Below are 23,155 nucleotides of genomic sequence, written 5' to 3' on the forward strand. Positions count from 1 at the left end.
CCCGACTCCAAGATCATCACGTGGCCCCTCTTGGGCTCACCTCGGCGATACCCCAAGTGCGCGGCCGCGGTCGGGGGCTACCGGGTCGGTCCTGATTACATCGAGGCCCACCGCGCCTTTGTGGCCGTCGGCGCCGGCGAGCATGGAGGCCGGGTGCTCGGGTTCTACTCGCTCGCCCTGGCTCCGCCGGAGCTCGACCTGCTGTTCGTCGGCGACGAAGTGCGACGACGGGGTATTGGACGTCTGCTCGTCGCGCACATGCAGTCCGAGGCCCGTGCCGCCGGGCTCGACCGTGTCAAGGTCGTGTCGCATCTTCCCGCCGAGGACTTCTACCACCGCGCCGGTGTGCGGATCGCGACCGCGCTCGCGAACCTGCCCGCCGTGCCGTGGGGACCGTCCCGAATTCGAGTTTCGCGTTTCTTCGGAATGACGCGGTGTGCCGGTTCCCGGGGCCTCGGCTCCGCCTGCATGGTGGCCGGCGTGCAGGAGCCGCTGGACGCCGCGCGCTCCGTGTCTGCCGTCGTTTTCTGCTCTGGCGGGCTGTCTGCGCCCCGTCGCACAGATGATCTAGCTCGGGCACCCCCAGGACGCCCCTCGGTCTCCTTGGCGACACCGCCAAGAAGGCCGCGATGGCCGCGACGAAGGCGTTGGTCGCCTCCCAGAGGGCCGGGTACACGCGGTCCTCGGCGACGAGCGCCGGGCCGAGACGCACCTCGGAGTCGCCGACGAGCTCCTGGCGGACCGGCTTGGCGCCGATGTCCCGAATGGGCGAGCTACTTCGACGCCGCCGAGCCGGCCGGCGCCGGCACGGGTTGGCCTGGCCGCCGTGCTGTCCGACGAGGGCCAGGTCGAGCGAGGCGCCGCCGCCCGCGTCGGCTCCACTTTTGTGGCCTCTCGGCTCCAACACCTCGCTGGACGCGGCTCGCCCGTACCAGACCGCCGCGGTCGACGATGTACGGACACAGCCGCAGGACCTCGCCGCCGCCCGTCCCACCACGATCGCCGCCCGAGGCCATCAACACGGTGGGGGACAACCCGGAATACCGGGGCAACTGGGCGTCCTTCGCCGCGCTGTGCGGAGTCAGCCCTGTCGAGCGTTCGTCGGGCCGTTCGTGCCATGGTCGATGGATGACTCCCGGTAAGGGGGCCCACAAGGCTGTCCGTCAATGCCGGTCACGAGTGGACGAAGAGTCAGCTCATTTTCAGCTCGCCCAGGCCAGGTTGGGTGCCGGTTCGTTCGAAGCCATCCGGCAGTGATCGAGTCACGCCGTTGTGCCGGGATCGATGGGACGGTCGCGTAGGGCCGTCCCGGACGAGGTCTGACTCTTGAGATCTTTGACCGAAGTGTCCAGTCACAGGCGTGTCGACTGTCGTTGCGGGATGGCGCCTGCTGTCACCGAGCCACGGGGCCTGTCCCTATAGGGGCCTTGCCGAATTTCAGGCGCCATCACGGTTCGGGCCGCCCCAGCGGGCCGGTGCCATTCAACCAGTACGTCACCACGCGGGAGGCGGACCACCATGACGACCAGACAGCGCAGCACCTCCTCCAGCACGGATCCTCCCGTGCGGAGAGAGGTCGTACTGGGCGTGGACACGCACGGCGAGGTTCATGTCGCCGCCGTGATCTCCCCGCTCGGGAAGGTCCTGGGAATCGAGTCCTTTCCGGCGACGGCGGCCGGTTACCGACAACTGCTTGTCTGGGCCCGTAAGCGGGGGACAGTGCGTCGGGCCGGTGTGGAGGGCACCGGCACCTTCGGCGCGGGCCTGTCCCGTTATCTGCTGGCGCAGCAGATCCAGGTGTTCGAAGTGAACCGGCCTGACCGGTCGGCCCGCCGGCTGCTCGGGAAGTCGGACCCGCTCGACGCTCAGGCCGCCGCGCGAGCCGTGCTCAGTGGCCGCGCCCGGGCCCGGGCCAAGTCCGGCGACGGTCCGGTGTACAGCGCCCGGATCTTCAAGCTGGCCAAGGACTCCGCGGTCAAGGCCCGTACCCAGGCGATCAACCAGCTCAAAGCCGTTCTGGTCATCGCCGACCCCGCCCTTCGGGAACGACTGTCCAGCCTGGGCAACCGCGAGCTGTTCCGCACCTGCGCACGCCTCGGCCTACCCGGCGGTGGGGGAGACGAGGACGCGGTGACCCAGGCCACCCACCTGACGTTGCGCATGCTCGCCGAGCGCATCGAACAGCTCACCGGACAGATCAATGAGCTGAACCAACGCCTGACCCGGCTCGTCGAACACCACGCCCCACAGCTGCTCGCACCGGTGGGCATCGGTCCAGACAGCGCCGTCACTCTCCTGATCACCATGGGAGACAACCCCGACCGGCTGAACACCGAGGCGTCCTCTGCTGCCCTTTGCGGAGTCAGCCCCATCGAGTACTCCTCCGGCCGGCGGAGCATGCGCCGGCTCAACTACGGCGGCGACCGGCAGGCGAACGCCGCCCTGCACCGCATCGTGTTCACCCGCCTGCGCCACGACCCGCGCACCCAGGCGTACTACGAACGCCGCACCCAGGAGGGCAAGACCTGCCGTGAGATCATCCGATGCCTCAAGCGATATGCCGCCCGCGAGGTCTTCAATCTGGTCAGACCGGTCCTCCGCCCCCCTACGTTATAGGGGCGTCCGTGAGACGTGAGAGGGTCTGGGGCGTGAGTGAGACACCCCCGAACACCCTGCAATACCGCTTTGACGGGCCAGAAGACGCTCCGGTCCTGATCCTGGGTCCCTCACTGGGTACCACATGGCACATGTGGGACCGTCAGGTCCCGGAGCTGGCCCGGCAGTGGCGGGTCTTCCGGTTCGACCTGCCCGGACACGGCGGCGCCCCCGCGCAGCCGGCCGGCTCGGTCTCCGAGCTGACCGCGCGGCTGCTGGCCACGCTGGACGGGCTCGGCGTGCAGCGCTTCGGCTACGCGGGCTGTGCGCTCGGCGGCGCGGTCGGCATCGAGCTGGCGCTGCGGCACCCGGAGCGGCTGGCCTCGCTCGCGCTGGTCGCCGCCTCGCCGCGGTTCGGCACGGCCGACGAGTTCCGCCAGCGTGGGGTGATCGTACGGACCAACGGGCTCGACCCCATCGCCCGTACCTCGCCCGACCGCTGGTTCACCGGCGGATTCGCCGCCGCCCAGCCCGCGATCACCGAGTGGGCCGTGCAGATGGTGCGCACCACCGACCCCGGCTGCTACGTCGCCGCCTGCGAGGCGCTCGCCGGGTTCGACGTGCGCCCGGAACTGGGCCGCGTCGGAGTGCCGACCCTGGTCCTGGTCGGCTCCGACGACCAGGTCACCGGCCCGGCCGAGGCCCGCACCCTGGTCGCCGGCATCCCCGACGCCCGGCTCGCGGTCGTCCCGGGCGCCTCCCACCTGGTCCCCGTGGAGCAGCCCGCGGCCGTCACCGACCTGCTGGTCAGACACTTCTCGACCGCCTGGCAGCCCGCCCCCGAGCCCGCCACGGGCCAGACGGCCGTCCCGGCGGCCCCCCTCCAGCCGGGTCTTGCCGCGCCGGCGCAGCCCGCGCCCGTCGCCGAGATCGCCCCGGCCGCCGTACCGCAGCAGCTCCCCGGGCGCCCCGACGCCTACGACACGGGGCTCAAGGTCCGCCGGGAGGTCCTCGGCGACGCGCACGTGGACCGCGCCCTCGCCCAGGCCGACGAGTTCTCCGGGGACTTCCAGGAGCTCGTCACCCGGTACGCGTGGGGCGAGATCTGGGACCGCCCGGGCCTCGACCGCCGCACCCGCAGCTGCGTCACGCTCACCGCGCTGGTCGCAGGCGGTCACCTGGAGGACCTCGCCTCCCACACCCGGGCCGCCCTGCGCAACGGACTGACCCCGGGCGAGATCAAGGAGGTGCTGCTGCAGGCGGCCGTCTACTGCGGCGTACCGGCGGCGGGCAGCGCCTTCCGGGTCGCCCAGCAGGTCATCCGGGAGGAGACCACACCCGAGGGGTGACGCGCCCGCGCGGCACCGCGGCAGGCAGGATGGACGTCATGAAGCTCACGAAGATGTCCCACGCCTGCGTCCGGCTGGAGAAGGACGGGCGGACGCTCGTCATCGATCCCGGCGGCTTCAGCGAGCAGGACGCCGCCGCCGGGGCCGACGCCGTCCTGGTCACGCACGAACACCCGGACCACTTCGACGAAGGCCGGCTGCGGACCGCCCTGGAGGCCAACCCGGCCGCCGAGATCTGGACCCTGAGGTCGGTCGCCGAGCAGCTGACCGCGGCCTTCCCCGGCCGGGTGCACACCGTCGGCCACGGTGACACGTTCACCGCCGCGGGCTTCGACGTGCAGGTCCACGGCGAACTGCACGCGGTGATCCACCCGGACATCCCGCGCATCACCAACGTCGGCTACCTGATCGACGGCGGCAAGGTCTTCCACCCCGGGGACGCCCTCACCGTCCCCGGGCTGCCGGTCGAGACGCTGATGCTGCCGGTGATGGCCCCCTGGAGCAAGATCTCCGAGGTCGTCGACTACGTCCGCGAGGTACGCCCGGAGCGCGCGTACGACGTCCACGACGCCCTGCTCACCGACCTCGCCCGCCCTGTCTACGACCGCACGATCGGCACCCTCGGCGGCTCCGAGCACCTGCGGCTGGCACCGAGGGAATCCGCGGAGGTCTGAGCGCCGCACCGGGCGGGCCGCCTTGTCGGACCCGCCCGGTAGGTTGTGAGGCATGCGCATCGCGACCTGGAACGTGAACTCGATCACCGCCCGCCTCCCGAGGCTGCTGGCCTGGCTGGAGAGCAGCGGCACCGACGTGCTCTGCCTGCAGGAGGCCAAGATCGCCGAGGAGCAGTTTCCGTTCGACCGGCTGCGCGAGCTGGGCTACGAGGCGGCGGTGCACGCCACGGGCCGGTGGAACGGCGTGGCGGTGCTCTCCCGTGTCGGCCTGGAGGACGTGGTCAAGGGTCTGCCCGGCGACCCCGGCTACGACGGCGCGGTCGAGCCCCGCGCGATCTCCGCGACCTGCGGTCCGGTCCGCGTGTGGTCGGTGTACGTGCCCAACGGCCGCGAGGTGGACCACCCGCACTACGCCTACAAGCTCCAGTGGTTCCAGGCGCTGAAGGCCGCCGTCGCGGACGACGCGGGCGGCAGCCGCCCGTTCGCGGTGCTGGGCGACTACAACGTGGCGCCGACCGACGACGACGTCTACGACGTGGCGGCCTTCGAGGGCAGCACCCACGTCACCACCGCGGAACGCGCCGCGCTGGCCTCGCTGCGGGAGGCGGGCCTGTCCGACGTCGTCCCCCGGCCGCTGAAGTACGAGCACCCTTTCACGTACTGGGACTACCGCCAGCTCTGCTTCCCCAAGAACCGCGGCATGCGCATCGACCTGGTCTACGGCAACGCGCCGTTCGCCGGGGCCGTGAAGGACGCCTACGTGGACCGTGAGGAACGCAAGGGCAAGGGCGCCTCCGACCACGCGCCGGTCGTGGTCGACCTGGACGTGTAGGAGGGCCTCCGGGGCCTCCGGGACACGCCACCACGTCCACCCTGTGGTGCGCACGGCGGTGCGAGTGTCACGCTGGACGTATGAACATCCCTTTCCTGGGCCACCGGCACTCCAAGGCCGGGGAGGCGGTGCTCCCCGCCGACCCCGAGGGCGTCGCCGACCTCCTCTCCGAGTGCGAGCTGCTGCGCTCCCAGGCGGGGGCGGCGGGAGTCCGACTGGACGACACCCCCGCCTCGTTGGAGGCGCTCGACCAGGTGCTGCCGCGCTGGCGCGACGACGAGGAGACCCTGACCTGGCTGGGCAACGACGCCGGCTTCTACCTGGGCACGGTGATCGTGCGCACGGTGCCCGGCGCGGCCTGGGACATCCAGGCCGGCGGCCCCGTCGTACGGTTGCCCTCCGGCCGTGAGTTCGACGTCGTCACCTCCGGGCACGAGTGGGCCGCGAGCGGGGTGCCCGAGCTGTCACAGCTCTACGCCGAGGTCGCGGAGTCCTAGTCGGTGCCGGGACGTTGAGCGGCGTCGCGGAAGAGCGGTCGCCCCGGCCGGGCGCCCGGCCGGTGGTCGTCGCATAGGATGTGCCCTTCATGGGGTGGCAGTTCACCGAGCCAGACCCGGCCGGCGGCAGCCGGCGATCACTGCTCGCGCAGCGGTACGGACACGTATGACGGGTCCTCCGCGGGTGAGGAGAAGGTCAGCTGCGCGCCGGACGGGTTGTGCTCGATGTAGAGCGGGTCCACCGTGTCGACGACCAGGGCGAGACGGTGCCCGGCCGGAACGTCGTAGGCCGTGGAGAACAGGTCCAGGTCGACGTCGAACGACTGGCCGGGCGTCCGTCCGTGCCAGGTGTACGGCGCGTGGGTGACCAGCTTGCCGAGGCCGAGCGGCCCCACGTCGTACAGGTAGGCGACGAGGGTGCCGCTCTCCTCGGTCGGGGTGAGCGTGGTGTGCAGCTGCGCGGTGCCGCGCACCTGCTGCGCGTCGGCGTACCTCTCCGACTGCCAGACCGCGGCCCAGCGGCGGGGCAGCAGCGGCAGGGACGCGACGGGCGGTACCCGGGCCACCTGGTCGAGGATGCCGGAGAGCAGGACGACCCCGCCGTCCGCGCCCGAGTCGACGTTCGCGTGGATGGTGGTGGAGCCCTGGAGGGCGATCTTCCGGCGGGTGGCGGCGACCGACTTCCAGTCCGGGTAGCCCTCGTAGCCGCCCGACGTACGGGACTTCAGCTGGACCGGCTGCTCGCGGTCGATGCCGTTGTCGGCGCCCTTGAGGTAGTGGTCGAACCAGCGCCCGGTGTCGGTCCACACGTCGTTGGGCAGCCCGAACAGGCCCGTCAGCTCGGCGGTGGCGTGGTCGCCGGGGCGCAGTTCCAGCCGCTTGGGGCCGGTCAGCTTCTGGTAGAAGTCGGCGTACTGGTTGGCCGGGAAGATGCTGTCGCCCCAGGCGTTGGCGAGCATGACGGCCGCGCCGTTCCTGTTCAGATCGTCGACGTAGGTATCGGGGGAACGTTTCTTTCCCCAAGCCACGAGCTCGGGCTCCTTCGCCAGGTTCGAGGCGTAGAAGTCGTCGAAGACCTGGCGGACTTCGGGGCCCTCCCGGCCGGTGACTATGGCCGCGCCGTCCAGCAGGGCGGCTGCCTGGACGTGCTGGGTGCGGCCGGAGTATATGGAGCCGATCAGGTCCGCCCAGCCGCTCAGCGCGGCGACGGCCTTGATCCGCCTGTCGTGCGCGGCGGCCAGCAGGCTGATGCCGGCGCCGTAGGAGACCCCCGCCATCCCCACGTGCTCCGGGTCGGCGGCGGTGTTGGCGAGCGCCCAGTCGATCACCTTGGAGGCGTCGGCCGTGTCGGGCGGCCCCGCCACTTCTATCTCGCCGCCGGACTGCCAGAACCCGCGCACGTTGTACGTGAGCACGATGTACCCGGAGTCGGCGAGCTTCTGGGCCTGGGCGAGGTACTCGGCCTGCGGCAGGCCCCAGCTCGTGGGCAGCACGATCAGGGGGTAGCTGCGGGAGCCGTCGGCGTCCGCGGGCGTCACGACGTTCGCCTTGAGCGGTGTGCCGCCCTCACCGGCGATGTCGACGAACCGCACGCCGTTCTGCGCCGCCTGCGCGGCCGGGGCGAGCCCGAGGACGCCACCGGCGACCAGCGTCGCGGAGACGGCTCCGACGGCGGTCGTACGCAGGGCCTGACGATGGGTTCCCACGGCCACTCCTCACTCGTGTCAATGCAAAGTGACCAGACGGTAACCGGGGTTCCTTACCGGAAGTAACCCACCGGTAAGTTACGTACGGGTAAAGATTGTTGTGGTGTGAAAATATTCAGGGCGCCCGGTGGGAATTGCGTGGCGCCGCGGCTTCGGGCAGGGGCTCCTGCGCGGCGCGCGTCACGTCCGCGACCAGCTCGACGACGTCCGGACCGTAGGCCTCGGAGTTGAGGACCTTCAGCAGCAGCACGAAGGAACCGGCACCGCTCCTGCGCGACAGCCGCTCGTGGTTGCGCGCGAGGTAGCGGGCGGCGGCCTGGTTGGTGATCGAGGTCTGGCCGCAGAACAGGAAGACGGGGCGGGCGTTCTGGCCGCGTCCCGCGGTGAGCCGGGCGAGCAGCACGTACTCCTCCCTGCCGACGTCCAGGCGGTACCGCTCGGAACCGATCTGGAACGCCCCCCGGTCGGGGCCCGGTTCGGCGTCGACGTTCACCCGTATACCGGGGAGCAGCGAGGCGAGGTGGGCCGTCATACGGCGGTTCGAGGCCGGGCCGCCCACGCAGAACTCGGTGCGCTCGCCGAATCCCTGGCGTGCCGTGTCGTGCGGGAGGATCTGGGCGTGGGCGTTGCAGTCCTTGATCAGGGCGGCGAGTTCCAGGAGCGCGAACACGTCGTAGCGCATGACCGACAACTCCGGGCCGCCCGCACCCCGGTTGACCACCAGGAGCGACTCGGAGTTGTCCGGCAGGCCGAAGAACTCCTGCTTGCGGCGGAGCTTGCGCCTCCACAGGTACGTTCGGGCGATCCAGCCCAGCGCGGCGCTGATGCCCGCCGCCACCACGCCCAGGACGATGTTGCGCACGTCGTCGTTCATGGCCGCGCATGCTAGCGGCTCGGCCGTACCCGCGTTCGAGACACCGATGACGACGTCATGACGATGCATTAGGCTGCGCGGACCGTCTCTGGCTGGAGGTGCGGATGCGTCGCCGTGTCGCGCGGAAACTGTCGGTCCTGGCGGTCTCGGCCGCCGTGGTGTCGGTGGGCGCGGCGGCCCCGCCGTCCACCGCGAGCAAGGCCCCGGAGAAGGTCCCGGTCGCCGTCGGCTACGGCGGTGCGGTCGCCAGCGTCGACGCGGACGCCTCCGCGGCCGGCATCGAGGTCCTCAGAAAGGGCGGCAACGCCGTCGACGCCGCCGTCGCCACGGCCGCCGCGCTCGGTGTCACCGAGCCCTACTCCTCCGGCATCGGCGGAGGCGGCTACTTCGTCTACTACAACGCCAAGTCCCGTACGGTGCACACGATCGACGGCCGCGAGACCGCCCCGCAGACCGCCGGCTCCGACCTCTTCCTGGAGAACGGCAAACCGCTGGCCTTCGCCGACGCCGTCAGCAGCGGCCTCAGCGTGGGCACGCCCGGCACACCCGCCACCTGGCAGACGGCGCTGGACAACTGGGGCAGCAGAAAGCTCGGCACGGTCCTCGAGCCCGCCGAGCGGATCGCCCGCGACGGCTTCACGGTGGACGACACCTTCCGCTCGCAGACGGCGTCCAACGAGACCCGCTTCCGCTACTTCCCGGACACGGCCAGGCTGTTCCTGCCGCACGGGCAGCTGCCCGTCGTCGGCTCCACCTTCAAGAACCCGGAACTCGCCCGTACCTACGAGGAACTGGCGAAGAAGGGCGTCGGCGCGATCTACCGCGGCGACCTCGGCAAGGACATCGTGTCCACCGTCGACAACCCGCCGGTCGACAAGAACTCCGGCTGGAACGCCCGCCCCGGCAAGCTGTCCACCAAGGACCTCGCCCTCTACCGCGCCAAGCTCCAGGCGCCGACCAGGACCTCGTACCGCGGCCTGAAGGTGTACTCCATCGCCCCCTCCTCCTCGGGCGGCACCACGGTCGGCGAGGCCCTCAACATCCTGGAGCACACCGACCTCTCCAAGGCGAGCGAGGTGCAGTACCTGCACCACTTCATCGAGGCGAGCCGCATCGCCTTCGCCGACCGGGGACGCTGGGTGGGCGACCCCGCCTTCGAGGACGTACCCACCAAGGGACTGCTCTCGCAGCGCTTCGCCGACTCGCGCGCCTGCCTGATCAAGGACGACGCCGTCCTCACCAGTCCCGTCGCGCCCGGCGACCCGCGGCACCCAGCGGCCTGCGGCACCGGTGGCACGGCGGCCCCGACGACCTACGAGGGCGAGAACACCACCCATCTGACCGTCGCCGACAAGTGGGGCAACGTCGTCTCCTACACGCTCACCATCGAGCAGACCGGCGGCAGCGCCATCACCGTGCCCGGCCGCGGATTCCTGCTGAACAACGAGCTGACCGACTTCTCCTTCACCCCGGCCAACCCGGCCGTGCACGACCCGAACCTGCCCGGCCCCGGCAAGCGGCCGCGGTCGTCGATCTCGCCGACCATCGTGCTCGACCGGCACGACGTGCCCGTGGTGGCGGTGGGTTCGCCCGGCGGCGCGACCATCATCACCACCGTGCTGCAGACCCTGACCGGGTTCCTCGACCGGCATCTGCCCCTGGTGGACGCCATCGCCGCACCGCGCGCCAGCCAGCGCAACGCGGCTCAGACGGAGCTCGAACCGGGGCTCTACGACAGTGCCCTGAGGGCGAAGCTGGAGGCCATCGGCCACAGTTTCAAACTCAACCCGGAGATCGGTGCGGCGACCGGCGTGCAGCGCCTGGGCAACGGGAAGTGGCTGGCCGCCGCCGAGAAGGTACGGCGCGGCGGCGGCTCGGCCATGGTGGTGGACCCGGCACGGTGACCGGGTCCACCGGGGACTACAGCTCGGGAACGGGCGGCTGTTCGGCAAGGTCCGCGACACGGAACACCAGCCGCCCGCCCTCGACGTCCACCGTCACCCGGCTGCCCTCCTCGACCCGGCCGTCGAGCAGCAGCCGCGAGAGCTGGTTGTCCACCTCCCGCTGGATGGTGCGGCGCAGCGGCCGGGCGCCGTACTCGGGCTGGTAGCCGCGCTCGGCGAGCCAGCCCACGGCCGCCTCGGTGAACTCCACCGCCACGCCCTGAGCGGTCAGCAGCCGGCGGGTCCGCCCCAGCAGCAGGTCGGTGATCTGCCGCAACTGCTCGGCGGTCAGCTGGCGGAAGACGACGATCTCGTCGATGCGGTTGAGGAACTCCGGCCGGAAGTGCTCGCGCAGCGGCCTGAGGATCTGCTCCCGCCGAGCCTCCTCGTCCGCCTCCGCACCCGACGGCCCGAACCCGATCCCGGCACCGCGCCGGGTGATCGCCTCCGAACCGAGGTTGCTGGTCATCACGATGACCGTGTTGGTGAAGTCCACCGTGCGGCCCTGCGAGTCGGTCAGCCGGCCGTCGTCCAGCACCTGCAGCAGGATGTTGAAGACGTCCGGGTGCGCCTTCTCCACCTCGTCCAGCAGCAGCAGCGAGTACGGGTGCCTGCGCACCATCTCGGTGAACTGGCCGGCCTCCTCGTGCCCGACGTACCCGGGCGGGGCGCCGACCAGCCGGGACACGGTGTGCCGCTCCTGGTACTCGCTCATGTCCAGGCGGACCATCCGGTCCTCGCTGCCGAACAGCGCCTCCGCCAGCGCCCGGGCCAGCTCGGTCTTGCCGACGCCGGTCGGGCCCAGGAACATGAAGCTGCCGATCGGCCGGTCGGGGCTCGCCAGCCCGGCGCGCGAGCGCAGCACCGCCTCGGCGACCACGCCGACCGCCTCGTCCTGGCCGATCACCCGCTGGTGCAGATGCTCCTCCAGGCCGAGCAGCCGTTCCTTCTCCTCCTGGGTGAGGCGGCTGACCGGGACGCCGGTCAGCCGGGACACCACCTCGGCGACGGCCTCGGCGGTCACCTGGAGGTCCTGGCCCTCGTCGGCCCGGTCCTCGCCGGAGCTCTCGGTGATCCGCCCCTTGAGCTCGGCGATCCGGTCCCGCAGCTGGGTGGCCTGCTCGTACTGCTCGTCGGCGACCGCCTGGTCCTTGTCCCGGGTCAGCTGCTCCAGTTCGCGCTCCATGGCGCGCACGGCCGTGCCCTTCGTCCGGGCGCCCAGCCGGACCCGCGCGCCCGCCTGGTCGATCAGGTCGATCGCCTTGTCCGGCAGGCGCCGGTCGGTGACGTAGCGGTCGGACAGCTCCACGGCGGCGACCAGCGCCTCGTCGGTGTAGCGGACCTGGTGGTGGGCCTCGTACCGGTCGCGCAGTCCGCGCAGGATCTCGATCGCGTCGGCGACGGTCGGCTCGGGCACCAGGATCGGCTGGAACCGGCGGGCGAGCGCCGCGTCCTTCTCGATCCGCCGGAACTCCTCCAGCGTGGTCGCGCCGACGATGTGCAGCTCGCCGCGGGCCAGCGCGGGCTTGAGGATGTTGGCCGCGTCCATCTGCCCGCCCTCGCCGCCGCCACCGGCGCCGACGACGGTGTGCAGTTCGTCGATGAAGACGATCAGCTGGTCGGAGTGGGCGCGGATCTCGCCGACGATGTTGTTCAGCCGCTCCTCGAAGTCGCCGCGGTAGCGGGTGCCCGCGACCACCCCGGTCAGGTCCAGGGCGACCAGGCGGCGCCCGCTCAGCACGTCGGGGACGTCCCCGTCGGCGATCCGCTGGGCGAGCCCCTCCACGATGGCCGTCTTGCCGACACCGGCGTCACCGATCAGCACCGGGTTGTTCTTGCCGCGGCGGGAGAGCACCTCGACGGTCTGCTCGATCTCGCCCTCCCGCCCGATCACAGGGTCGATGCCCCCCTGCCGGGCCAGGTCGGTAAGATCACGGCCGTACTTGTCCAGCGTCGGTGTCGAGGTGGGCCGCTGCCGCTCGGCGGCCCGCGCCCGGTCGGCCTCGGGCGCCTCCTGAGGCAGCGCGGAGGACCCGAACCGGGCCGCGTGCAGAATGTGCCCGGCGGCCGAGTCGGGGTTCGCGGCCAGCGCGCTGAGCACGTGCTCGGGACCGATGTACCCGGCACCGCGGGACCGGGCCAGGTCGTGCGCGTCCAGCAGGGCGCGCTTGGCGGCGGGGGTCAGGGACATCGTCGTCGGGGCAGGTGTCTCGCCCGGCGGATGCTTGGCCGGGCCCGACCGTTCGTCGATCTCCGTCGCCAGCGAGTCCGGGTCCGCCCCGGCCCGGCTGAGCAGGCTGCGGGTGGGCTCGGCGGCGAGCGCGGCGCGCAGCAGGTGCTGGGTGTCCAGGTCCCGGCTGCCGTGCTCGGCGGCGTACTGGGCGGCGCCGCGCACCAGTTCCCGGGCGGGCTGACTGAGCAGACGGCCGATGTCGATCTGGCGCGCGCTGGGATGGGGGCCGGCTCCGCCGAAGAAGCGGGCGAGGAATTCGCCGAAGGGGTCACCCTCCGGGCCGATGAAACCGCTGGTCATCGCTTTCCGTTCCTTCGCTGACGTCTGGCTCCCGCCGGGTAACCGGATAGGGGTGCGCTCATGCCACGATGGCATGTTCTGTTTCCGGCGGCATGTTGTGTTCCGCCCGGTTCGAGGGGCCCCCGTGCCGCCCGCTCTCCTCCGGCGCCGCCCGCTCTCCTCCGGCGCCGGCACCCTCCTTCGGCGCCGGCGGCCTCGTGCCCCTCCGGTTCCACCGCGCCCGTTCTCGTACCGGTATTAGAATGGCGGCATGGTGCGCAACCCCCTCACCCCCGAAGAGCGTGAACGCGGCGAGCGGCTCGGCCGGTTGCTCCGTGAGGCGCGCGGCGCGCGGAGCATGACGGACGTCGCGGCGGAGGCGGGCATCTCGGCGGAGACCCTCCGCAAGATCGAGACGGGCCGCGCTCCGACCCCGGCGTTCTTCACGGTGGCCGCGCTGGCCCGGGCGCTCGGGCTGTCGATGGACGAGGTGGTGGACCGGTGCGCGCCGGTCGCGGTGTGACGCCCGGCGTCCGGAATCCCGCCGACGGGTCAAGATCCCGTTAAGTGCGTGTTCGCACCCCCGTGGAAAACTGCGCGTAGCATGCCCGTAACACACCTGGTGTTGCCTACCGACCGGAGTGCTCCGGTCTGGCGGGAGTTGGGCGATGGCGGTGGATCGACTCCCCGGGCGGGTGCGGGAGTTCGCGAACTACCTGGACGGTCTGCTGGCACGCCTGGATCAGGGCGGCGGCTGGTGCGGGGTGTTCTGGCAGCGCGATCCCGACGGTATGCGGGCCTGTCTCGCGGGGCGTGAAGTACCGCCGTGGGACGTCATGGAGGCGCTTCTGCACGATCTCGCGGTGGCCTACGGGACCGCGACGGCGGGGGCGGAGCGGGAACGGGCCCGGGTTCTGCACGCGGCCGCCCTCACCGCCCACGACGCCCGGCCGGGAGCCCGGGAGGAACTGGGCGACCGGCTCGACGTGATGCTGCGCGAACAGCGGTACGCCGCCGAACGGCAGGCCGAACTGGGCAGGCTGCTGGCCTCGGCCACCACCCCGCAGGAGACCGACAAGCTCCGCCTCGACCTCGCCTGGGCCCGCGACGACCACGAGCGCGCCACCGCCCGGTGCGCGGAACTGCGCGCCCGGACGGCGGCCCTGGACCACCGGACGGTGCACACCACCTCACCCGCCCTGCGCGACACCGGCGGGGACGTGCTCCGGGCCGGTGACGGGCACCCGCACGGAAGCGGTGGGACAGCCCCGGCCGAGCCGGCGGGCCGTCGAGTGCCGCCGGCGTGGGCGGCAGCCGGCGGCCTACCGGCGAACGGCTCCGGCGACGTTCCTTCGACGGTCGCCCCGACGGGTGACCCGGCGGGCCCGCGTCCGGCACACCACACGGCCGCCACCGCCGGCCACCGCACTCCGGGCCCCCGCCCACCGGCCGGCCTCGCGCAGCACACCACCACGGAGGACTTCCTCCGCGAGTACCGCATCCGCCCCCGGACGCCCCGCTTCCGGGCCGACCCGTCCCACGCCGGGCTCACCCCGGCCCCGGCGCCGGGCACCACGGGCGACGCCTGGCCGACCGCGTCCGCGGACGGCACGTCCGTCGCCGGTCCCTCCCCGCGTCCGGGGCTCACGGATGCGGGTGACCCCCGTCCGTCCCACGGCCCGGCGGCAGACGCCCCGGACGGCGCCCCGCGTGCCCATCCCGCCCCGGGCCGGGCCTCCCATGCCGCCGCCGACGACGACGCCCAGCAGGCCGTCGCCGCCGACACCGCGTTCCACGCCTTCCGCCGCCCCGTCCGGCCGCCGGTGCCCGACCAGGAACACCCCGCTCCGCCCGAGCCCGCCCGCGCCTCTGAACCGGCCCGCGCCCCCGAAGATGCTCCCGTCCCCGATCAGGCTCCCGTCCGCGCCCGACAGCGCAAGCGGCGTCGAGGCGGTGCCCGGTTCGCCGGGGCGGCCGAGGGGGTGGCCGCGCCGGCCGTCGTACCGCGGACGCCGGTGCCGCCGCCCGCCGCCGACCCGGCGCCCGGGCCCCGGCGTACTCCGCGCGGTGCCCGATTCGCCGGAGCGGCAACGGAGGAGGTGCGGCCGCCGCAGCCGCGGGCCGGGGAGACCCCCGACCCGGAGGCGTGGCAGGCCGTCGGCGGGGCCGTGGAGAGCCTCGTACGGCTCCGGGCCGAGGGGCGCAGCGGTGAGGCGCACGCCCTGCTGGCCGAGATCGCGCACTGGCCGGCCGCCTGCTTCCCGCTGCTCGCGGCGGAACTCGAGCGCGCCGGGCTCGGCGCGGACTGGGCGACCCTGCTGTGGGAGGCCGCGTCGCTGCCCGCCGACCGGCTGGTCGCCGCGGCCGACGCGCTGGAGGCGGCGGGCCGCTCCGCCGACGGGCAGCACGTCCTGCGGCAGGGTGTCGCCCGGCCCGCCGCGGAGATCGGCGAGGCGGTGCTGGCGCTGGACGCCGAGGGCCGGGAGCGCGAGGTACACGTCCTGCTGGACGCCTGCGTCCGGGTCCGCACCCCCGAGGAGGCCGCCCGCTGCGTCGTGCTGGACCCGGGGCGCCTGGTTCCGCTGCTGCTCCAGGCCGCGCGGGACGTCTCGCAGGAGCGGCACTGGGACGTCCTGCACGCCGTCCGGGTCGCCGGATTCACCGCCTGACCGCCCTGGCGCCGGCCCTGACCGCCATGGCACCCGCCGCCCGTCGATCGTCCACTGGAGTGCGAAACACGATCGACCCAGCGGGTTGACGACGATGGTCTTGGCAAGGCCGTCCGGGAGGCTTACGTTCGTCCCTCTACGGCCCCGCGTCTACGGGCGTAGAGGGATGAACGTCCCGTCGAAGGAGCAGCTCATGGCGAACGTCGTCCGCGCCGCACTGGTCCAGGCCACCTGGACCGGTGACACCGCGTCCATGGTGGCCAAACACGAGGAGCACGCCCGCGAGGCCGCCCGGCGGGGCGCCAAGGTCATCGGGTTCCAGGAAGTGTTCAACGCGCCCTACTTCTGCCAGGTCCAGGAGCCGGAGCACTACCGCTGGGCCGAGCCGGTGCCCGACGGGCCGACGGTCAGCCGGATGCGGGAACTGGCCCGCGAGACCGGCATGGTGATCGTCGTCCCGGTCTTCGAGATCGAGCAGTCGGGTTTCTACTACAACACCGCGGCGGTGATCGACGCCGACGGCAGCTACCTCGGCAAGTACCGCAAGCACCACATCCCGCAGGTCAAGGGCTTCTGGGAGAAGTACTACTTCAAGCCGGGCAACCTCGGCTGGCCCGTCTTCGACACCGCCGTCGGCAAGGTCGGCGTGTACATCTGCTACGACCGGCACTTCCCGGAGGGCTGGCGGCAGCTCGGTCTGAACGGCGCCCAGCTCGTGTACAACCCCTCCGCCACCCACCGCGGGCTGTCCTCCCACCTGTGGCGGCTGGAGCAGCCGGCGGCGGCCGTCGCCAACGAGTACTTCGTCGCCGCGATCAACCGGGTCGGCGTCGAGGAGTACGGCGACAACGACTTCTACGGCACCAGCTACTTCGTCGACCCGCGCGGACAGTTCGTGGGGGAGCCCGCGAGCGACAGCAAGGAGGAACTCGTCGTCCGCGATCTCGACTTCGACCTCATCGAAGAGGTGCGGCAGACGTGGGCGTTCTACCGCGACCGCCGCCCCGACGCCTACGAAGGGCTGGTGCAGCCGTGACCAAGGACCTGCTGGGCCGCCACCGGGCCGTCCTGCCCGACTGGCTCGCCCTCTACTACGAGGACCCGATCGAGCTCACCCACGGCGAGGGCCGGTACGTCTGGGACGCCTCCGGCAAGCGCTACCTCGACTTCTTCGGCGGCATCCTCACCACCATGACCGCGCACGCGCTGCCCGAGGTGACCAAGGCGGTGAGCGAGCAGGCCGGGCGGATCATCCACTCCTCGACCCTCTACCTCAACCGGCCGATGGTCGAACTCGCCGAGCGCATCGCCCAGCTGTCCGGCATCCCGGACGCCCGGGTCTTCTTCACCACCTCCGGCACCGAGGCCAACGACACGGCCCTGCTGCTCGCCACCACCTACCGGCGCAGCAACACGATCCTGGCGATGCGCAACAGCTACCACGGCCGCTCCTTCAGCGCGGTCGGCATCACCGGCAACCGCGGCTGGTCCCCGACCTCCCTGTCCCCGCTGCAGACCCTGTACGTCCACGGCGGTGTACGCACCCGCGGCCCGTACGCCGCGCTGAGCGACGAGGAGTTCACCGCCGCCTGCGTCGAGGACCTGAAGGACCTCCTCGGCCACACCCGCCCGCCCGCCGCGCTGATCGCCGAACCCGTCCAGGGCGTCGGCGGCTTCACCTCCCCGCCCGACGGCCTCTACGCCGCCTTCCGCGAGGTCCTGCGCGAGCAGGGCGTCCTGTGGATCGCCGACGAGGTGCAGACCGGCTGGGGCCGCACCGGCGACCACTTCTGGGGCTGGCAGGCGCACGGCCGCAGCGGACCGCCGGACATCCTCACCTTCGCCAAGGGCATCGGCAACGGCATGTCCATCGGCGGGGTCGTCGCCCGCGGCGAGATCATGAACTGCCTGGACGCCAACAGCATCGCCACGTTCGGCGGCACCCAGATCACCATGGCGGCGGGCCTGGCCAACCTGACCTACCTGCTGGAACACGACCTGCAGGGCAACGCCCGGCGCGTCGGCGGCCTGCTGATCGAGCGGCTGCGGGCCGTCGCCGCCCAGCTGCCCGGCGTACGGGAGGTACGCGGACGCGGACTGATGATCGGCGTCGAGCTGGTGAAACCCGGGACCGACCGGGCCGACCCACAGGCGGCCGCGGCGGTGCTGGAGGCGGCCCGCGCCGACGGACTGCTGATCGGCAAGGGCGGCGGCCACAACACCAGCGCCCTGCGCATCGCACCCCCGCTGTCCCTGACCGTCGCGGAGGCCGAGGAGGGCGCCGCGATCCTCGAACGCGCTCTGCGCAGCACCTGGTAGCACCGCCCGGGCCGCGCCCGGCGGCACTCGAGCAAGGGGAAGGACGGCCATGGCCACCACCACCTTCGAGACCCTGCAGAGCCTGGAACCCGCCCTGTCGGTACGGCAGGTCCTCGGCCTGGAGCGGGTGCTCGCCGGGGAACCCGAGGTGGTGGCCGGCGCCGACCGGCTCGACCGGCCCGTACGCTGGGTGCACGTCGCCGAGGCCCCCGACGTCGGCGTCATGCTCACCGGCGGCGAGATGGTGCTGACCACCGGTGTGCTGCTCGCCGGCGACGAGAGTAAGCAGGCCGAGTACATCCAGTCGCTGCACCGCGCGGAGGCCGCGGCCGTCGTCCTCGGGCTCGGCCGGGCCTTTCCCGCCCCGCCGGACGTGATGCGCCGGGCCGCCGAGCGGTGCGGGCTGCCCCTGGTCGTGCTGCACCGCCCGTTCCCCTTCGCCGAACTGACCGAGGAGGTGCAGTCCCGGCTGGTACGCCGGAAGTTCGCCGCCGTGAGCCTCTCGGAGGCGGTACGCACGGCCCTCACCGGGCTCATCACCGCGGGAGCCCCGCTGCAACGGCTCCTCGACGAGGTGGCCCAGCACAGCGGCTGCCCCGTCGTCGTCACCAACCTCGCCCACCGCGTCCTGGCCACGGCGGGGGAGCGGTCCGCCGTGGACGACGTACTGCGCGACTGGGAACGCATCGCCCGGCAGGCCGGCGGTGCCCCGGGCGACGGCTGGATCCGCGCCGATCTCGGCGGACGCGGCGAGCGGTGGGGGTGGATCGTGCTGTGCGGCCACCGGGGCGACACCGCCACCGGACGGCTGCTCGCCGACCGCGCCGCCGAGGCGCTGGTCCTGCACCGCATGCTCGGCGGGGGCTCGGCCCACACCTGGGAGGAGCAGTCCGCGCAGAGCCTGCTCACCGACCTGGTCTCCGGCGTCGTACCGGCCCGCCAGCTGCTGCCCCGGGCACGCGCCGCCGGGCTCCCGGTCAACCGCCGCACCTTCGTGCCGCTCGTCGTACGGGACGCGGAGCCCGCGGGGCTCGACCGCATGCTGCGGCTGCTGGGTCTGCCGGGGATCGTCGCCGAGCTCGCCGACGGCGCCACCGCGGTGCTGCTCAGCCTCCCCAGGGACCAGGACGCCGAGGCGCTGGCCGGGCACTTCGCGGCCCGGCTGCGCACCGAGTCCGGTCAGGCCCGCACGGTGGTCGCCGCCGCCGATCCGCGGACCGCCTGGGACGACGTGCCCGCGGGGCTGCGCGAGGCGCAGCACGTCGCCGACGCCGTGGCCGACTCCTCGGCCGCCCTGGGCCTCCCGGCGGTGGTCCGCCTCAGGGACGTCCATCTGCGCGGCCTCGTAAGGCTGTTGAGGGACGACCCGCACGTGCAGTCGTTCGCGGAGCGGGAGCTGGACGGGCTGCTGTGCCCGTCCGACGACGACCTGCTGTCCGTGCTGCGCACCTATCTGGCCACCGGGCGCAACAAGTCCCGCACCGCCCAGCTCCACCACGTCTCCCGGCCCGCGCTCTACCGCCGGCTGGAAGCGATACAGGGCCGGCTGGGTGTCGACCTCGACGACTTCGAGCAGGCCGCGTCCGTGCACATCGCGCTCCTCGCGCACGACGCGCAACAGCGCTGAAACATACGATGACCTGCGAAAACGGCGGTGAAACATGGGCTCGCGAAAGGGTGACACCGTGGCACGCCGCAGGCCCGCAGACGTGACACCGTGCAACTCAAAGCCGGTTTTCGGACTTCCTACTCTTCTGGCACACCGAGCTCTTCTCGCACACCGAGCGACCGGAGGTCCCGATGAGCAGAGTGATCCGTGCCGCCCTCTTCCAGACCGCGTGGACCGGCGACAAGGAGTCGATGATCCGGGTGCACGAACAGGCGGCCCGCGACGCGGCCGCGCAGGGCGCCCAGGTGCTGTGCTTCCAGGAACTGTTCTACGGCCCCTACTTCTGCCAGGTCCAGGACAAGGCGTTCTACGAGTACGCGGAAGCGATCCCGGACGGTCCGATCGTCAAGCGCTTCCAGGCACTCGCCAAGGAACTGGGCATCGTCCTCATCCTGCCGATGTACGAGGAGGAGCAGCCCGGCGTCCTGTACAACACGGCGGCCGTGATCGACGCGGACGGCTCGTACCTCGGCAAGTACCGCAAGCACCACATTCCCCAGGTGCCCGGTTTCTGGGAGAAGTTCTACTTCCGTCCGGGCAACCTCGGCTGGCCGGTCTTCGACACCAAGGTCGGTCGGATCGGGGTCTACATCTGCTACGACCGGCACTTCCCGGAGGGCTGGCGGGCCCTCGGCCTGGCCGGTGCCGAGATCGTCTTCAACCCGTCGGCCACCTCGCGCGGCCTGTCCGCCTACCTGTGGCAGCTGGAGCAGCCGGCCGCGGCCGTCGCCAACGAGTACTTCGTCGGCGCGATCAACCGGGTCGGCGTGGAGGAACTGGGCGACAACGACTTCTACGGGACGACGTACTTCGTCGACCCGGAGGCCCAGTTCGTGGGCGAGGTGGCGTCCGACAAGGAGCCCGAACTGGTCGTCCGCGACCTGGACATGGCCAAGCTGCGCGAGGTCCGCGACCGCTGGCAGTTCTACCGGGACCGCCGCCCCGACGCCTACCCCCCGCTGACCGCACCCTGACCGCACCGTCCACCCTGGCAGGAGAGGGACCATGAGCAGCCGTACCGTCATCCGCGGTGGTCTCGTCATCACCGCGTCCGACGAGATCCACGCCGACGTCCTGATCGAGGACGGCCGGATCGCCGCCCTCGCCGCCTCCGGCACCCCGGCAGCCGAGGCCTTCACCGCCGAGCGAAGCGAGATGGGGGCACCCCCGCCCGAAGGGTGGGGGACGGTCATCGACGCCACCGGGAAGTACGTCATCCCGGGCGGCGTCGACGCCCACACCCACATGGAGCTGCCCTTCGGCGGCACCTTCGCCTCCGACACCTTCGAGACCGGAACCCGGGCCGCCGCCTGGGGCGGCACCACCACGATCGTCGACTTCGCGGTGCAGAGCGTCGGACGGTCCCTGCGCGAGGGCCTGGACGCCTGGCACGCCAAGGCCGAGGGCAACTGCGCCGTCGACTACGGCTTCCACATGATCGTCTCCGACGTCAACCAGGAGACGCTGAAGGAGATGGACCTGCTGGTGGAGGAGGGCGTGACCTCCTTCAAGCAGTTCATGGCCTACCCGGGCGTCTTCTACAGCGACGACGGCCAGATCCTGCGCGCCATGCAGCGCTCCGCCGAGAACGGCGGCCTGATCATGATGCACGCGGAGAACGGCATCGCCATCGACGTGCTGGTGGAGCAGGCACTGGCACGCGGCGAGACGGACCCGAGGTACCACGGCGAGGTTCGCAAGGCCCTGCTGGAGGCCGAGGCCACCCACCGCGCCATCAGGCTCGCCCAGGTGGCGGGCGCCCCGCTGTACGTCGTGCACGTATCGGCCATGGAGGCGGTCGCCGAGCTGGCCCGGGCGCGCGACGAAGGGCTCCCCGTCTTCGGCGAGACCTGCCCGCAGTACCTGTTCCTGTCCACCGACAACCTCGCCGAGCCCGGCTTCGAGGGCGCCAAGTACGTCTGCTCGACACCGCTGCGGCCCAGGGAACACCAGGCCAGGCTCTGGCAGGGCCTGCGCACCAACGACCTGCAGGTGGTGTCGACGGACCACTGCCCCTTCTGCTTCGCGGGCCAGAAGGAGCTCGGCCGCGGCGACTTCTCCAAGATCCCCAACGGTCTGCCGGGCGTGGAGAACCGCATGGACCTCCTCCACCAGGCCGTCGTCGACGGACACATCAGCCGCCGCCGCTGGATCGAGATCGCCTGCGCCACCCCGGCCCGCATGTTCGGCATGTACCCGAAGAAGGGCACCATCGCCCCGGGCGCCGACGCCGACGTCGTGATCTACGACCCGCACGCCGAGCAGGTCATGTCAGCCGAGACCCACCACATGAACGTCGACTACTCGGCGTACGAGGGCAGGCGCACCACCGGCCGGGTCGAGACCGTGCTCTCGCGCGGCGAGCCCGTCATCACCGAGCGGGAGTACACCGGACGCGCCGGGCACGGCGTCTACACCCCGCGCTCCACCTGTCAGTACCTCAACTAGGAGTGGCGCCCATGGACTTCGGACTCGTCCTGCAGACCGACCCGCCGGCCTCCCGCGTCGTCAGCCTGATGCAGCGCGCCGAGCGCAACGGCTTCACCCACGGCTGGACCTTCGACTCCGCCGTGCTCTGGCAGGAACCCTTCGTCATCTACAGCCAGATCCTCGCGAACACGGAGCGCCTGAAGGTCGGCCCGATGGTCACCAACCCGGGCACCCGCACCTGGGAGGTCACCGCCTCCACCTTCGCCACCCTCAACGACATGTTCGGCAACCGCACCGTCTGCGGCATCGGCCGCGGCGACTCCGCCATGCGCGTCGCGGGCCGCAAGCCCAACACCCTCGCCCGGATCAGCGAGGCCATGAAGGTCATCCGGGCGCTCGGCCGGGGCGAGGAGGCCGACCTCGGCGGCACGGTGGTCAGGTTCCCGTGGATCAAGCCGGGCGCCGAACTGCCCGTGTGGATGGCGGCGTACGGGCCCAAGGCGCTGAGGATGACCGGCGAGGAGGCCGACGGGTTCATCCTCCAGCTGGCCGACCTGTATCTGACCGAGTACATGGTCAAGGCCGTGAAGGACGCGGCCCGCGCCGCCGGACGCGACCCGTCCGAGGTGAGGATCTGCGTCGCCGCCCCCGCGTACGTCACCGAGGACGACTCGCCCGAGGCGCTCGCCCACGCCCGCGAGCAGTGCCGCTGGTTCGGCGGGATGGTCGGCAACCACGTCGCCGACCTGGTCGCCAAGTACGGCGAGCACTCCGCGGCCGTACCCGACGAACTCACCGACTACATCAAGGCCCGCCAGAGCTACGACTACGCCCACCACGGGCGCAGCGGGAACCCCGACACCCAGTTCGTGCCGGACGAGATCGTCGACCGGTTCTGCCTGATCGGCCCGGTCGGCAAGCACATCGAGAAACTGAACGCGCTGCGCGAGCTCGGCGTCGACCAGTTCGCGGTGTACGACATGCACGACGCGCAGGAAAAGGTCATCGACGTCTACGGGACGCAGGTGATCCCCGCCGTCAACTCCTGAACCGCTCCCGCCCCTCCTTCCCACCCCCCACTCCTGG

Annotated in this window: 17 protein-coding genes and 1 pseudogene; 15 read left to right on the plus strand and 3 right to left on the minus strand. The window is 71.9% G+C overall.

Translation table 11 applies throughout. The annotated features are described in order from the left end of the window. Window positions 1–12: 12 nt before the first annotated feature. From ACWC21_RS26445 to ACWC21_RS26470, 6 genes and pseudogenes are all read left to right on the plus strand, one after another. Window positions 13–430, plus strand: a pseudogene (locus tag ACWC21_RS26445) (GNAT family N-acetyltransferase). 1,088 nt (window positions 431–1,518) lie between these two features. Continuing rightward, the gene (locus ACWC21_RS26450) at window positions 1,519–2,616 is read left to right on the plus strand and encodes an IS110 family transposase (protein ID WP_450885318.1); all 1,098 of its coding nucleotides are present in this window, start codon (window positions 1,519–1,521) and stop codon (window positions 2,614–2,616) included. Between the two features lie 32 nt (window positions 2,617–2,648). Further along, the gene (gene pcaDC / locus ACWC21_RS26455) at window positions 2,649–3,944 is read left to right on the plus strand and encodes a bifunctional 3-oxoadipate enol-lactonase/4-carboxymuconolactone decarboxylase PcaDC (protein ID WP_450885319.1); all 1,296 of its coding nucleotides are present in this window, start codon (window positions 2,649–2,651) and stop codon (window positions 3,942–3,944) included. Between the two features lie 38 nt (window positions 3,945–3,982). Beyond that, the gene (locus ACWC21_RS26460) at window positions 3,983–4,618 is read left to right on the plus strand and encodes an MBL fold metallo-hydrolase (protein WP_450885320.1); all 636 of its coding nucleotides are present in this window, start codon (window positions 3,983–3,985) and stop codon (window positions 4,616–4,618) included. A gap of 52 nt (window positions 4,619–4,670) precedes the next feature. Beyond that, a complete protein-coding gene (locus ACWC21_RS26465) occupies window positions 4,671–5,450 on the plus strand; it encodes an exodeoxyribonuclease III (RefSeq protein ID WP_450885321.1) in 780 nt (259 codons plus the stop codon). Between the two features lie 80 nt (window positions 5,451–5,530). Then, a complete protein-coding gene (locus ACWC21_RS26470; protein WP_450885322.1) occupies window positions 5,531–5,947 on the plus strand; it encodes a DUF6278 family protein in 417 nt (138 codons plus the stop codon). 137 nt (window positions 5,948–6,084) lie between these two features. On the opposite strand, the gene ACWC21_RS26475 is transcribed toward ACWC21_RS26470, so the two are convergent. Continuing rightward, entirely contained in the window at window positions 6,085–7,653 is a 1,569-nt protein-coding gene (locus tag ACWC21_RS26475) for an alpha/beta fold hydrolase (protein WP_450885323.1), read from the minus strand. A gap of 115 nt (window positions 7,654–7,768) precedes the next feature. Further along, on the minus strand, window positions 7,769–8,527 hold the full coding sequence (locus ACWC21_RS26480; RefSeq protein WP_450885324.1) for a hypothetical protein: 759 nt from the start codon (window positions 8,525–8,527) through the stop codon (window positions 7,769–7,771). A gap of 104 nt (window positions 8,528–8,631) precedes the next feature. On the opposite strand from ACWC21_RS26480, the gene ggt reads away from it, so the two are divergent. After that, window positions 8,632–10,431, plus strand: a complete 1,800-nt coding sequence (ggt, locus tag ACWC21_RS26485) for a gamma-glutamyltransferase (RefSeq protein ID WP_450885325.1) — start codon at window positions 8,632–8,634, stop codon at window positions 10,429–10,431. Between the two features lie 16 nt (window positions 10,432–10,447). Here ggt and ACWC21_RS26490 read toward each other — a convergent pair whose 3' ends face one another. Then, window positions 10,448–13,003, minus strand: a complete 2,556-nt coding sequence (locus tag ACWC21_RS26490) for an ATP-dependent Clp protease ATP-binding subunit (protein ID WP_450885326.1) — start codon at window positions 13,001–13,003, stop codon at window positions 10,448–10,450. A 250-nt stretch (window positions 13,004–13,253) separates the two neighbouring features. Between ACWC21_RS26490 and ACWC21_RS26495 the strand changes: the two genes are divergently transcribed. From ACWC21_RS26495 to ACWC21_RS26530, 8 genes are all read left to right on the plus strand, one after another. Continuing rightward, window positions 13,254–13,505: a helix-turn-helix domain-containing protein gene (locus ACWC21_RS26495; RefSeq protein ID WP_450885327.1), complete on the plus strand. Its 252-nt coding sequence runs from the start codon at window positions 13,254–13,256 to the stop codon at window positions 13,503–13,505. Window positions 13,506–13,650: 145 nt separating this feature from the next. Further along, the gene (locus tag ACWC21_RS26500) at window positions 13,651–15,651 is read left to right on the plus strand and encodes a hypothetical protein (protein WP_450885328.1); all 2,001 of its coding nucleotides are present in this window, start codon (window positions 13,651–13,653) and stop codon (window positions 15,649–15,651) included. Between the two features lie 193 nt (window positions 15,652–15,844). Then, window positions 15,845–16,687, plus strand: a complete 843-nt coding sequence (locus ACWC21_RS26505) for a nitrilase-related carbon-nitrogen hydrolase (protein ID WP_450885329.1) — start codon at window positions 15,845–15,847, stop codon at window positions 16,685–16,687. Next, on the plus strand, window positions 16,684–17,970 hold the full coding sequence (locus tag ACWC21_RS26510; RefSeq protein ID WP_450885330.1) for an aspartate aminotransferase family protein: 1,287 nt from the start codon (window positions 16,684–16,686) through the stop codon (window positions 17,968–17,970). The genes ACWC21_RS26505 and ACWC21_RS26510 overlap by 4 nt, the downstream gene beginning before the upstream one ends. Window positions 17,971–18,019: 49 nt before the next feature. Beyond that, window positions 18,020–19,597 carry a PucR family transcriptional regulator gene (locus ACWC21_RS26515; RefSeq protein ID WP_450885331.1) on the plus strand — a complete coding sequence of 526 codons (1,578 nt, stop codon included), beginning with the start codon at window positions 18,020–18,022 and terminating at the stop codon, window positions 19,595–19,597. A 173-nt stretch (window positions 19,598–19,770) separates the two neighbouring features. Continuing rightward, window positions 19,771–20,613 (plus strand): nitrilase-related carbon-nitrogen hydrolase, encoded by an 843-nt coding sequence (locus tag ACWC21_RS26520; protein ID WP_450885332.1) that lies wholly within the window; start codon window positions 19,771–19,773, stop codon window positions 20,611–20,613. A gap of 31 nt (window positions 20,614–20,644) precedes the next feature. Further along, complete coding sequence (hydA, locus tag ACWC21_RS26525; protein ID WP_450885333.1) at window positions 20,645–22,087, plus strand: dihydropyrimidinase; 1,443 nt, start codon at window positions 20,645–20,647, stop codon at window positions 22,085–22,087. Between the two features lie 11 nt (window positions 22,088–22,098). Beyond that, entirely contained in the window at window positions 22,099–23,118 is a 1,020-nt protein-coding gene (locus tag ACWC21_RS26530; protein WP_450885334.1) for a TIGR03842 family LLM class F420-dependent oxidoreductase, read from the plus strand. Window positions 23,119–23,155 lie beyond the last annotated feature (37 nt).

The sequence above is a fragment of the Streptomyces sp. NPDC001348 genome (genome assembly GCF_053597535.1).

Bases quoted from the DNA above. Each gene is read 5' to 3' on its own strand.
- ACWC21_RS26515 (WP_450885331.1), top strand. From the start codon at position 18,020: ATGGCCACCACCACCTTCGAGACCCTGCAGAGCCTGGAACCCGCCCTG.
- ggt (WP_450885325.1), top strand. From the start codon at position 8,632: ATGCGTCGCCGTGTCGCGCGGAAACTGTCGGTCCTGGCGGTCTCGGCC.
- ACWC21_RS26490 (WP_450885326.1), bottom strand. From the start codon at position 13,003: ATGACCAGCGGTTTCATCGGCCCGGAGGGTGACCCCTTCGGCGAATTC.
- ACWC21_RS26495 (WP_450885327.1), top strand. From the start codon at position 13,254: ATGGTGCGCAACCCCCTCACCCCCGAAGAGCGTGAACGCGGCGAGCGG.
- ACWC21_RS26460 (WP_450885320.1), top strand. From the start codon at position 3,983: ATGAAGCTCACGAAGATGTCCCACGCCTGCGTCCGGCTGGAGAAGGAC.
- hydA (WP_450885333.1), top strand. From the start codon at position 20,645: ATGAGCAGCCGTACCGTCATCCGCGGTGGTCTCGTCATCACCGCGTCC.
- ACWC21_RS26520 (WP_450885332.1), top strand. From the start codon at position 19,771: ATGAGCAGAGTGATCCGTGCCGCCCTCTTCCAGACCGCGTGGACCGGC.
- ACWC21_RS26465 (WP_450885321.1), top strand. From the start codon at position 4,671: ATGCGCATCGCGACCTGGAACGTGAACTCGATCACCGCCCGCCTCCCG.
- ACWC21_RS26470 (WP_450885322.1), top strand. From the start codon at position 5,531: ATGAACATCCCTTTCCTGGGCCACCGGCACTCCAAGGCCGGGGAGGCG.
- ACWC21_RS26530 (WP_450885334.1), top strand. From the start codon at position 22,099: ATGGACTTCGGACTCGTCCTGCAGACCGACCCGCCGGCCTCCCGCGTC.
- ACWC21_RS26505 (WP_450885329.1), top strand. From the start codon at position 15,845: ATGGCGAACGTCGTCCGCGCCGCACTGGTCCAGGCCACCTGGACCGGT.
- ACWC21_RS26480 (WP_450885324.1), bottom strand. From the start codon at position 8,527: ATGAACGACGACGTGCGCAACATCGTCCTGGGCGTGGTGGCGGCGGGC.
- ACWC21_RS26500 (WP_450885328.1), top strand. From the start codon at position 13,651: ATGGCGGTGGATCGACTCCCCGGGCGGGTGCGGGAGTTCGCGAACTAC.
- ACWC21_RS26450 (WP_450885318.1), top strand. From the start codon at position 1,519: ATGACGACCAGACAGCGCAGCACCTCCTCCAGCACGGATCCTCCCGTG.